The 11,430-nt window shown below is 71.8% G+C and carries 12 protein-coding genes; 3 read left to right on the forward strand and 9 right to left on the reverse strand.

The window, feature by feature from the left end; translation table 11 throughout:
- Positions 1-37 precede the first annotated feature (37 nt).
- From secF to pdxT, 8 genes are all read right to left on the reverse strand, one after another.
- Positions 38-1,033, reverse strand: a complete 996-nt coding sequence (gene secF / locus NCCP_RS03470; protein ID WP_149955832.1) for a protein translocase subunit SecF — start codon at positions 1,031-1,033, stop codon at positions 38-40.
- Positions 1,026-2,735 carry a protein translocase subunit SecD gene (gene secD, locus NCCP_RS03475; RefSeq protein ID WP_149955833.1) on the reverse strand — a complete coding sequence of 570 codons (1,710 nt, stop codon included), beginning with the start codon at positions 2,733-2,735 and terminating at the stop codon, positions 1,026-1,028. Before secD ends, secF begins: the two co-directional genes overlap by 8 nt.
- A gap of 93 nt (positions 2,736-2,828) precedes the next feature.
- On the reverse strand, positions 2,829-3,236 hold the full coding sequence (yajC, locus tag NCCP_RS03480) for a preprotein translocase subunit YajC (protein WP_225873654.1): 408 nt from the start codon (positions 3,234-3,236) through the stop codon (positions 2,829-2,831).
- Positions 3,237-3,452: 216 nt separating this feature from the next.
- Entirely contained in the window at positions 3,453-4,505 is a 1,053-nt protein-coding gene (gene ruvB / locus NCCP_RS03485; RefSeq protein ID WP_414727698.1) for a Holliday junction branch migration DNA helicase RuvB, read from the reverse strand.
- Between the two features lie 27 nt (positions 4,506-4,532).
- Positions 4,533-5,156: a Holliday junction branch migration protein RuvA gene (ruvA, locus tag NCCP_RS03490; RefSeq protein ID WP_149955835.1), complete on the reverse strand. Its 624-nt coding sequence runs from the start codon at positions 5,154-5,156 to the stop codon at positions 4,533-4,535.
- A gap of 79 nt (positions 5,157-5,235) precedes the next feature.
- Entirely contained in the window at positions 5,236-5,835 is a 600-nt protein-coding gene (gene ruvC, locus NCCP_RS03495; protein WP_149955836.1) for a crossover junction endodeoxyribonuclease RuvC, read from the reverse strand.
- A 6-nt stretch (positions 5,836-5,841) separates the two neighbouring features.
- Entirely contained in the window at positions 5,842-6,597 is a 756-nt protein-coding gene (locus tag NCCP_RS03500; RefSeq protein WP_149955837.1) for a YebC/PmpR family DNA-binding transcriptional regulator, read from the reverse strand.
- Positions 6,598-6,599: 2 nt separating this feature from the next.
- Entirely contained in the window at positions 6,600-7,268 is a 669-nt protein-coding gene (gene pdxT, locus NCCP_RS03505) for a pyridoxal 5'-phosphate synthase glutaminase subunit PdxT (protein WP_149955838.1), read from the reverse strand.
- Positions 7,269-7,447: 179 nt separating this feature from the next.
- Here pdxT and NCCP_RS03510 point away from each other — a divergent pair, with 179 nt between their 5' ends.
- Entirely contained in the window at positions 7,448-8,476 is a 1,029-nt protein-coding gene (locus NCCP_RS03510) for a hypothetical protein (RefSeq protein ID WP_149955839.1), read from the forward strand.
- A 67-nt stretch (positions 8,477-8,543) separates the two neighbouring features.
- Here NCCP_RS03510 and NCCP_RS03515 read toward each other — a convergent pair whose 3' ends face one another.
- Complete coding sequence (locus tag NCCP_RS03515) at positions 8,544-9,833, reverse strand: CapA family protein (RefSeq protein WP_149955840.1); 1,290 nt, start codon at positions 9,831-9,833, stop codon at positions 8,544-8,546.
- 292 nt (positions 9,834-10,125) lie between these two features.
- Between NCCP_RS03515 and NCCP_RS15555 the strand changes: the two genes are divergently transcribed.
- Together NCCP_RS15555 and NCCP_RS03525 are read left to right on the forward strand one after the other, a co-directional pair.
- Positions 10,126-10,497, forward strand: coding sequence for a M3 family metallopeptidase (locus NCCP_RS15555; protein WP_149955841.1), 372 nt, complete (start codon positions 10,126-10,128; stop codon positions 10,495-10,497).
- Entirely contained in the window at positions 10,494-11,324 is an 831-nt protein-coding gene (locus NCCP_RS03525) for a GNAT family N-acetyltransferase (protein WP_149955842.1), read from the forward strand. Before NCCP_RS15555 ends, NCCP_RS03525 begins: the two co-directional genes overlap by 4 nt.
- Positions 11,325-11,430 lie beyond the last annotated feature (106 nt).

Here is an 11,430-nt window from a genome sequence, read left to right on the forward strand (position 1 = left end):
GGTCATCCGCCGGCGCCCCCGCTGCGGGCCCGGTGCGCTATGCGGCGGTCGGCGCCGGGGCTGCCTGCTGTTCGCGCACGCGCTGGGTGTGGCGCGCGATCTCGGGCTCCTGCTCGCGCAGCAGCGCGTACAGGGGAGCCTGGAAGAAGATCGTGGACAGGGTGCCGACGACGATGCCGACGAACAGCGCCAGCGACAGGTCGCGCAGGGTGCCGGCGCCCAGCAGGAACGCGCCGATGAACAGGATCGAGGCGACCGGAAGGACCGCCACCACGGAGGTGTTGATCGAGCGCACCAGGGTCTGGTTGATGGCCAGGTTCACCTGCTGTCCGAAGGTGCGCCGGGTCTGGCCGAACAGGTTCGCGGTGTTTTCGCGGATCTTGTCGAACACCACGACCGTGTCGTAGAGCGAGTAGCTCAGGATGGTCAGGAAGCCGATGATCGCCGAGGGCGTGACCTCGAACCCTGAGAGCGAGTAGATGCCGGCAGTGACGACGAGCACCGCCAGCAGGCCGGCGATCGCCGCCAGCGACATCTTCCAGGTCCGGAAGTACGCGGCCATCAGCAGCGCGACCAGCACGACGAACACGACCAGGCCGATCAGCGCCTGCTTGGAGACCTCCTGTCCCCACGTCGGGCCGATGAACGTGGAAGTGACCTCGTCCTTGGTGACCCCGTACGCCGTGGCCAGCGCCTCGGCGACCTGCAGCGTCTGGTCGTCGCTGAGCTTGTCGGTCTGCACGCGCATGGTGTTCGGCGCAATGTTGGTCACGCGCGGGTGGTGCTCCGGTGCCGCGGAGAGCACGGCCGCCTCACCGGGGCCGACGGAGGTGTCGGCCACGGAGGAGACGGTGAACTCGGAGCCGCCGCGGAACTCGATGCCGAGGTTGAAGCCGCCCTTGGCTACCGGGACGACCAGCGACAGGAGCACCAGCAGGCCCGTGATGGAGAACCAGAGCGTGCGCCGGTTGATGAACTGGTAGGAACGCTTGCCGGTGTAGAGCTCATTGCCCCAGGTGGCGAGATTAGGCATTGTCGGTCTCCTTCACGGACGCGGCGGCCTGTTCCGCCTTGCGGCGCTCGGCGATGGTCTGCCGGCGGACGGCCTCGCTGGTGGCCGCGGCGTTGCGCTTGGTGCGCGCCGCGCCGGCGTCCGCGCTGTAGCGGCGCACCTGGCCGGCGCCGCGGTAGAGCGGTTCCACGCCCATCAGCGAGGGGTCCAGGCCGGAAAGGCGGTGGCCTTCGCCGAAGAACCTGGTGCGGGCCAGCAGCTGCAGCACCGGGTGGGTGAACAGGAACACGACGATCAGGTCGGCCACCGCTGTCAGGCCCAGGGTGAACGCGAAGCCGCGGACGTTGCCGACGGCGGCGATGTACAGCACGACGGCGGCCAGCAGGTTCACGGCCTTCGAGGCCAGGATGGTGCGCTTGGCGCGCTTCCAGCCGGTCTCGACGGCGGAGGGCAGGCTGCGGCCGTCACGCAGTTCGTCGCGGACGCGCTCGAAGTAGACGATGAACGAGTCCGCGGTCAGGCCGATCGCCACGATCAGGCCCGCGACGCCGGCCAGCGAGAGCCGATAGTTTTGGGCCCAGCCGAGCAGGGCGATCGCCGCATAGGTGAGCACCCCGGCCACGACGAGCGAGGCCACGGTGACCAGGCCCAGCATGCGGTACTGGAAGAAGGAGTAGACCGCGACCAGCCCCAGGCCGATCAGGCCCGCGATGATGCCCATGCGCAGCTGGTCGGCGCCGAGGGTGGCGGAGATCTGCTGCTCGGACTGGATCTCGAAGCTGATCGGCAGGGCGCCGTACTTCAGCTGCTCGGCCAGCGCACGGGCGCTCTCCTCGGTGAAGGAGCCGGTAATCTGGGCGCGGCCGTCGGCGATGACGTTGTTCGTGGTCGGAGCGGAGACGACCTGGCCGTCCAGGACGATCGCGAACTGGTTCTGCGCGCCGGTCTGCTGGACCAGGCGGGTGGTGACGTCCGCGAAGCGCGCCGCGCCCTCGCCGTTGAAGACCAGGTTCACGGCCCACTGCCCGGTGGAGAAGCCCGTGGAGCCCTGCGTCATGCCGAAGGAGGCGTCCGCGATGTCGGTGCCGGGCACCTCGACCGGACCCAGGATGTACTTCGCCATGGTCCCCGGCTCGCAGGCAATCAGGGGCTTGGCCGGGTCGCCGGAGGTGGTTTCGCCGCTGAACAGCTCCGTGGAGCAGTCGTAGGCCTCGAAGGCCTGCCACAGGTCGGCGTCGATCCAGTTGGTGTCGGAGGCGTTTGCCGGCTCGGCGGTCGGTTTCGGGAGGTCCTTCTTCGGGGTGCGCTCCTCCTCCGGGGTGGCCTGCCAGGCGCCGGAGACGATCACCGGGCGGAACTCCATGTTGGCCGAGGCCTGGATGAGCTCGCGCGTCTTGGCGTCGGGGACGCCGGGCATCGACACCACGACCTTGCTGCCGGACTGGGTGCTGATCTCCGCCTCGGACACGCCGGAGCCGTCGACGCGCTGGCGGATGATCTCCACGGCTTGGTCCAGCTGCTCCTGCGTGGCCGCGTCCCCGCCCTGGACCTTGGGGGCCAGGATCATCTGGGTGCCGCCCTCAAGGTCGAGCGCAAGCTTCGGGGACCAGGTTGTCTTGCCGGTGGCCACACCGGTGGCGAGGATCGCACCGCAAAGGATGAAGATCACGCCGAGCCACAGCAGCGCACGCCGGGCGTGCCTGATCGGGCCAGTTGTTGACATCGTGGGACTTTCTTCTCGGGGCGTCCCATGCCGGGCATCGGGACGGTGGCAGGGGTCCGCGCGGCACCCCGCAGGGATGCCGCGCGGCGGGGCCTACTCCTTGGTGGTGTCGGTGCCGTCCAGGCGGCGGGTGTCCTCCGGGGCCTCCTGGGCGTACCCTTCCGCGGCCGGGGCCTGGCCGGATGCGGCGCTTTCCTGGGGAACGACCTTGGCGACGGCCTGCGAATGGACGGTGGCGGTGTTGCCCGGGGACAGCTCGAGAACGATCTTGTTGTTCTCGTCGTCGATGGATACGACCGTGCCGAACAGGCCGAACTGGGTCATCACCTCCGCGCCCGGGGCCAGCTCGGCCTTGAGCTGCTCCTGGGCCTTCTGGGCCTTCTTGCGCCCGCGGAACATCATGAAGATGAGGAACGCGAAGGCCGCGAGCAGGATGAGCGTCATCGGGTCGAACCCGGAGCTCGCCGCGGGGGTCGTCTGGGCCAGTACTGTCGTGGTCACTGAGGGCTACCTGTTTCCTGTGTGCGATGGATCGCCCGGCTTCGCATGCAGTCGCGGCCGGGCAGGCAAGTTCCCAGTGTATAGGCCGATGCTGAACACAGGCTTGGACCCGGCGACGTGGGCCTTAACGTTTCTCCCCGTCAGCGGCCCAGTCAGCGGGGCACACCCGGCCCGTTCGGCCCGGCCGGCAGACACGGCCCGTCCGCCCCGCGGACGCTAGTCCTGGTCGTCGCCGTCGTCCGGACCAAACCCCAGGGTGCCCTGGCCCGCAGCCAGCACGGCGTTGGCGGGCATGGCCAGCCCCATGTGGGCCCAGGCGGCTGCGGTGGCGATGCGGCCGCGCGGGGTGCGGCCCAGTAGGCCTTCGCGGACCAGGTAGGGCTCGGCGACGGTCTCCACCGTCTCGGTCTCCTCCCCGACCGCGATGGCCAGCGTGGACAGCCCCACCGGTCCGCCGCCGAACTTGGTGCACAGCGCATGCAGCACGTTGCGGTCCAGCCGGTCCAGGCCGCGCGCGTCGACCTCGTACATGTCCAGCGCCTCGGAGGCGCCGCGGGCGTCGATCTGCTCGATCCCGTGCACCAGGGCCCAGTCGCGCACCCGGCGCAGGAGCCGGTTGGCGATGCGCGGGGTGCCGCGGGAGCGTCCGGCGACCTCGGCGAAGCCGGCGGAGTTGACCTTCATGTCCATGAGCATGGCCGAGCGGCGCAGCACCAGTTCCAGTTCCGCGGTCGCGTAGAACTCCAGGTGGCCGGTGAACCCGAAGCGGTCGCGCAGCGGGCCCGGCAGCAGGCCGGCGCGGGTGGTCGCCCCGACCAGGGTGAAGGGGGGCAACTCCAGCGGGATCGCGGTGGCGCCGGCGCCCTTGCCGACGACGATGTCGACGCGGAAGTCCTCCATCGCCATGTAGAGCATCTCCTCGGCGGGGCGGCTCATCCGGTGGATCTCGTCCAGGAAGAGGACTTCGCCCTCGCTCAGCGAGGACAGGATGGCGGCGAGGTCGCCGGCGTGCTGGATGGCGGGCCCGGAGCTGATGCGCAGCGGGGCATTCATCTCGGCGGCGATGATCATGGCCAGGGTGGTCTTGCCCAGCCCGGGCGGGCCGGACAGCAGCACGTGGTCGGCGGTGCGTCCGCGGATCTTGGAGGCTTCCAGGACCAGGGAGAGCTGGCGGCGGACGCGCTGCTGACCCACGAAATCGTCGAGGTTCTTGGGACGCAGCGCCGCCTCGAGGGCGCGCTCCTCGGGTTCGCTGGCGGAGGCGGTCAGCGGCTGGCTCTCGGTCACGGCCTGCCCCTAGCGCCCGGCCCGCGCGGAGCCGCGGCCCAGCCCGCGCAGGACCGTGCGCAGGATCTGCCCGACGTCGCCGGCCTCCACGGCCTCGGGTTCGGCCTCCACGGTGGCGTCGATGGCCTTGCCGGCGTCCTTTTCGGTCCAGCCGAGGCCCACGAGCGCTTCGAGCACCTGCCCCTTCCAGGGCTGTTCGGCGGTGCCGCCGGCCGCCGCGGCCGGATCCCCCGTGGGAACCAGCTTTCCGGCCAGCTCCAGCACGATCCGCTGGGCGCCCTTCGGCCCGATGCCCGGGACGCGGGTGAACGCCTTGACGTCCCCCGCGGTGGCCGCGATGCGCACCTCCTCCGGGGTGTGCACCGCCAGGATCGACAGTCCCAGCCGGGGGCCGATTCCGGAGACTCCGGTGATGACCTCGAAAACCTCGCGTTCGGCGGCGTCGGAGAAGCCGAAGAGCGTCATGGAGTCCTCGCGGACCACCATGGAGGTCTCGACCGAGGCCTCGCGGCCCACATGGAGTCCGGAAAGGGTGCGCGGGGTCGCATGGACCAGCATGCCGAAGCCGCCGACGTCGATGACCGCGCTGTGCAGGCCCACGTGCCGGACCGTGCCCGTCAGGGAAGAAATCATGCCCTAGCCATCCTTCGGCGTCGTGCTGGCGGACCGGCGGCGGCCGCAATCCGAATATATCTACGAATAGCGTACCGGGTCAGCGCGCCCTGCGGGTACCGGCGCGCCGCGCCTTCGCCTCGGCCTCCGCCCAGGCCCGCTGCGCGCCGGTGAGTCCGGCGGAGCCGCCGTGGGAGGACGCGGAGGCCTGCGAACCGGGCGCGGCCCCGCGCCAGCCGTGCGTAATGGCCAGGGCGACGGCGTCGGCGGCGTCGGCCGGCCGGGGCGGGGAATCCAGGCGCAGGATCTTGGCGACCATCTTGCCCACGGCCGCCTTGTCCGCCTGGCCGCTGCCGGTCACCGCGGCCTTGACCTCGGTGGGGGTGTGCAGCGCCACGGGGATGCCGCGGCGCGCGGCGGCGGCAATCACGATCCCGGACGCCTGGGCCGTGCCCATCACGGTGCTGACGTTGAGCTGGCTGAACACCCGCTCGATCGCCACGACGTCGGGTCCGTGGCGGTCGAGCCAGGCGTCGATGCCGTGGGCGATGGCGAGCAGCCGCTGGTCCAGCGGGACATCCGGCGGCGTGCCGACCACCGTGACGCCCACGAGCGTCGCGCGCCGGTTGGTTTCGACGTCGACCGCGGCCAGTCCACATCGGGTCAGGCCGGGGTCGACCCCGACGACGCGCAACGCCATGGAGGGCTAGTCCTCCTCGAGCTCGGCGAGGACCTCGGCGCTGATGTCGGCGTTGGAGTAGACGTTCTGGACGTCGTCCAGGTCTTCCAGGGCGTCGACGAGCTTCAGGAACTTGCGGGCCGCGTCGGCGTCCAGGTCCACCTGCATCGAGGAGACGAACTCGATCTCGTCGGTCTCGTACTCGATGCCGGCCTCCTCGAGTGCGGCCACGACGGCGCGCAGGTCGCTGGGCTCGGAGTGGACCTCGAAGTTGTCCCCGGCCTCCTTGACCTCGTCGGCACCGGCCTCCAGGACGGCCATCAGGACGTCGTCCTCGGTGAGGTCCTTCTTCGGCAGCGCCACCACGCCCTTGCGGGAGAACATGTAGGCCACCGACCCCGGGTCGGCGATGCTGCCGCCGTTGCGCGTCACCGCCACGCGGACCTCCGAGGCGGCGCGGTTCTTGTTATCGGTCAGGCACTCGATCAGCACGGCGGATCCCTGCGGGCCGCGCGCTTCGTAGATGATCTCGGAGTAGTCCACGACCTCGCCGGTCAGGCCGGCGCCACGCTTGATGGCGCGGTCGATGTTGTCGTTGGGAACCGAGGTCTTCTTCGCCTTGGACACGGCCAGTTCGAGGGCCGGGTTGCCGGAGAGGTCGGCGCCGCCGGCGCGGGCCGCAACTTCGATGTTCTTGATCAGCTTCGCGAAGGACTTGGCGCGCCGGGCGTCAATGACGGCCTTCTTGTGCTTGGTGGTTGCCCATTTGGAGTGGCCGGACATGCTTACGCTTCTCCTCTGATCATCTGGATGAATAGTTCGTGGATGCGCCGCTCCCCCGTGACCTCGGGATGGAACGAGGTGGCGAGCAGTTTCCCCGAACGCACTGCGACAATTCTAGCCGCGCCCGGGGCCTGCGCCGCGGCGGAGGGTCCGGAAAGTCCCACGCTGGCAAGCACTTCGACGTCCGGACCGATGCTTTCCACCCAGGGCGCGCGGATGAACACCGCGTGCACGGGGGCCGCCCCGGCGTCCGGAGCGACGCCGGGCAGCTTCTCCAGCCCGGCGAACCGGAGGTCCGTTTCGAAGGAATCCACCTGGCGTCCGAACGCGTTGCGCCGAACCACCATGTCGATGCCGCCGAAGGTCTGCTGGCGGTTGCCGGCACGGTCGGTGGCCGGATCGGCGATGGTGTTGGCCAGCAGGATCATCCCGGCGCAGGAGCCGTAGACGGGCAGCCCCTCGCCGATCCGGCGCCTGAGCGGCTCGGCGACGCCAAAGGCGCGGGCGAGCTTGTCGATCGCGGTGGACTCGCCTCCGGGCAGCACCAGCCCGTCCAGGCCCTCGAGCTCCTCCGCACGGCGCACGGGCACCGGATCCGCTCCCCCGGCGGCCAATGCCGCCGCGTGTTCGCGGACATCGCCCTGCAGGGCCAAGACACCGATTTTCAGCACGAATCGTCGCTTCCTCCCGGCACGCGGCCGGGCGTCGCACCGCACGGGGGCGGTGCGTGGGGTTGATGGGGACCGCGCCCAGTTTATGCGCTGGGCCGCCCCGGCCGCGCACCGGCCCTGCCACCGGCACCGCGGGCAGGGCGAAACACTGGTTTTATGCCTGGCTCGCGTTCCTGCCGGTGCCGCTGGCCCGGGCGGAGAACCTGGCGGAGTCGGATACGTTTTGGCAGGTCCGCACCGGGCTGGCCACGCTCGCGCAGCAACGCATCCCGACGGCGGATCCGTTTTCGTGGACCGCCCACGGGGAATCCTGGACGCTGAACTCCTGGGGCTTCAACGTCGCCGTGGCCGCGGTTTACCAGGCGGGCGGGCTGCCGGGTGTTGCCCTTGCGTGCGCGGTCCTGGTGGCCGGCATCGGCGCCCTGGTCCTGGTGCTGGCCCGGTCGCTGGGCGCATCGCCCCTGGTGTCCGGATGGCTGCTGGTCCTGTGCTCGCCGCTGCTCATTGCATGGCTGTCCGCCCGGCCCCAACTGGTGGACTATGCCGCCGTGCTGGCGCTGGTACTGCTGCTGCGGCGGCTGGTTGGGGCCGGCCGTCCCGCGGGGCCGCTGGTGGGCCTGGCGGCCCTGGCCGTTGCGGTGCGGCGCGGGGATGCCGTGTTTGCTGCCGCCCTCGCGGTGGCCGCCTGCGGGTCCCTGGCCGCCGTCCGCATCCTTCCGGTCCTCCTGCTGCTGGCCCTGCCGGTCCTGGCGTCGTTCGCCTCCCGCCCGGCCGTCCTGGAGTACGCCACCAGCCGCCGCCTTCTGACCCAGGCTGCCGCGGGGGGCCTGGCGGCCGCGGTGGCGCTCACGGCCGTCCATCTTCCCTCCCTGGGCCGCCCGGATCCGGCGAAGTACCCCACCGCGGCCATCGACGCCATCCCTTCCGGTTGCAGGCTGTTCAATGACTACCTGCTGGGAGGACTGGTGCTCCTGGAGCAGCCGGATGTGCCCGTCTCCCTCGATTCGCGCAACGACCTCTACGGCGAAGACCATGTGAAGCGCTCCCTGCTGGTCCTGGACGGCCAGGGCGACCTGGAGGAGGGGCTGGCCGGCGCCGGCTGCGTCCTGGTGTTGCCGGCACGCGGACTGGCCCAGCGCCTGCGCGAAAGTGCCAACTGGGAACTCGTTTCGGCCGAAGCCGCCGCGCAACTGTTTGTGCGCCGCTGAGCCGGGCCGGACGGGTTCGGGCCGGACGGGTTCGGGCCGGACGGGTTCGGGCCGGACGGGTTCGGGCCTACCGCCCGGCCGGGGATTCAGGCACCCAGGCCGCCGCGCCGGCACGGTCGGCACCCCGGGCATTCACCGTGGCCGCCGTGCGCGCCAGCGAAGCGGCATCCCCGGCCCGGCCGGTGCAGGGGTCCGCCGCCGGCAGGGCGCACCAGCGCGCCGGTGAGCGGGACATGATGTGCGCGGCCCACTGCGGGTCCCCGGCCTTCCAGCGGCCGGGGGTGCGCGTGAAGCGCAGCTTCACCGTGAGCCCCTCGCGGTTGACCGCGAGGTCGGTTGCATGGGCGGCCACGCTGTTGCCGAGCCCGTACGCGATCCATACCCCGGCATGCTTCTCCAGCGGCAGGACCGAGTGCGTGTGGTGCCCGTAGATAAAGTCGAACGCACCGCTTTCGGCCAGCGCGCGGGACACTTCCACCTGCCGTGCGCCGGGTGTGGAAGCGTATTCGACGCCGTCGTGGAGGGCCGCCAGCACAATGTCGGCGCCCGCCGCGCGGGCCTGCCGTGCCCTGGCGACGAGCCGGCGCGTGTCGATCAGGTCGACCCTCCAGGCGGTGTCGGCGCGCAGCCCGTTGAGACCGTAGGTGGCCGCGATGATGCCAATCCGGGCGCCCCCGGCGTCCACGAGGAGCGGCCGGTCCGCCGCGGCTGCGCTGCGGTAGGAGCCGGTGTGGGCCAGCCCGGCGGCATCGAGGGCGTCCAGGGTGCGTTCCACGCCCGCGGTCCCGGCATCGACGGTGTGGTTGCTGGCGGTGGTGCAGGCGTCATAGCCGGTGGCCTTCAGGGCTGGAGCGATCTGCGGGGGCACGGCGAAGCTGGGATATCCGGAGTACGGTCCCCCGTCCGGGGCCAGCGGGGTTTCCAGGTTGCAAACGGCCAGCTCCGCCTCCGCAAGGAAGGGCCGCAGGCCGGACAGCAGGGGCCCGAAGTCGTAGGACCCGCCGCCGTCGCGCCTGGCCTGTTCCCACAGCGCCGGGTGCAGCAGGACATCGCCTGTCACCACGATGTCGACGCAGTCCGCGGGGGTGCAGGGCGCGCCGCCGGACGGGTCCTGGCCGGAGGCGGCGGGCGCGGCGGGGGTTTCGGGAGCCGGCTTTCCCGTGCCCGGGACCGCTGACTCCGATGCCGGGGTGCCCGGCGCCGCAGGCTCCGGCACGGGCGGCCGCTCTCCGGGCACGGCGCAGCCGCAAAGCAGGGCGGCGGCCAGCACCGCGGCCGCCACCCTGGCGCGGAACGCGTTCCGGGGCCCGGCGGTCCGGCCTCCGCCGGCCGGAGGCCGGCCACTCTTCCTGCCCATGCCACACCTTCCCATGCCCACCTGGGCCCTGCCCGGTTCTGGAATCCTGCCCGGTTCCGGAATCCTGCCCGGTTCCGGAATCCCGCCCAGTTCCGGAATCCTGCCCGGTCACTACCGGTCCGGTCCGGTCCGTCGGCTACCCTACGGAGCCACCTTACGCTGCCCCCCGGCCCGGGGAGGCGGCGCACCTGGCGCTGCAGTTTCCACCCGTTGCGGACCGGACCGCCGTCACGTGGCGGCGGTCCGGACGTCATCACGTGCCTGCGGCACGGCCATGTGACAGGCTTGGCCCATGACGCACGCCCCCCTGGCAACGAACCCGTCTCCGCGGCCCGATCCGCCGCAGGTTCCCGGTGCGCCTTCGAAGCCTGCGCCTCTGGCGGAGCCCCATCCGCTGCTGGACCTGGCCTGGCATTCCCTGGCTCCGGGGCAGAGGGTGGAAGATCCGCCGGCGTTCGAGGACAACGCGCTGCGCACGGCCGGGTTCGATCCGGACCTGGTACCGCCGCGCTACCGCACCGGCTGCTTCAAGCACCTCTTCGACAGCGGCTACGCGGCCGGTTACTACTCCTACATCGGGAGCGAGGTGCTGGACGCGGACACCGTGGAGTGGTTCGCCGCGTGCGGCGGGCCGGTGCGCCCGGCCGGAGCACCGGCGCCATGAGCACCATCGCCCGGGCCCAGCGGGCATTCGAGGCCTGGCTGGACGACCTCGCCGAAGCTACCGGAGGCAAGCATTTCACGACCTTCGGCTGCCGCTGGGTGTGGCTGCCGACCCGGCGCCGGCTGGTGCTGCTGTTCCCTGAGGCCCCCGAGGCCGGGGGCCTGCGGCCGGGGCTGGCCGAAGGCGCCCGGCTTGGCGCCGTCGAGGTGCATGCCTGGCTCAATGCCGGGGTGCGCGGCCACGCGCTCGAGGACCTCGGCTTCACCGAGCAGGCACCCCTCCTGTGGCACGCGGGCATCCCGACCACCACGCTCCCGGTCATCCGCCCCGGCCAGACGCTTCCCGCCCCACCACCCTTCCCGCCCTCCATCCCGGCCCCCCCGCGGACCGGGACACAGCCGCGGACCGGAACGCCTCCGCGCCAGGGCCCCGCCGCCCCCACCGCCCCCGGCGCCGCGGATGCCGCTCCGGACGGGCTCACCGTCCAGCTGGGCGGGCCGGTGGAGGAGGCCCGCGGGGCGGACGCCGCCGAGCTCGCGGTCGCCGACGGGCGCTGGCCGGTGCGCCACGCCACGGTGCGCAACGCCCGGGGCGAACCGGTGGGCCATGGTTTCGCGCGGATCGGCCCGGATGGCCTGGTTTCCCTGCACGGAGTCGCCGTCTCTCCCGCGTGGCGACACCAGGGGGCCGGCAAGGCACTGGTGCGGGCACTTACCTCCGGGGCCCCGGAGATCGTGGCCGCCGCGGGACCCGGCGCCACGCCATTCCTGGAGGCCTGCGGGTTGGGCCTGGTGGGCCGGGGACGGCACCTTATCCTGCGGTTCTGAGCCGGCCCGCAGTTCCAAGCCGGCCCGCAGTTCCGGGAATCCCCGCAACGGCCATGCAATGACGACGGCGGCGGCCGGCCACCCGGAAAGGGTGGCCCGGCCCCCC

It is taken from the genome of Zafaria cholistanensis, assembly GCF_008580665.1.
In the GTDB taxonomy this organism is placed as follows: domain Bacteria; phylum Actinomycetota; class Actinomycetes; order Actinomycetales; family Micrococcaceae; genus Zafaria; species Zafaria cholistanensis.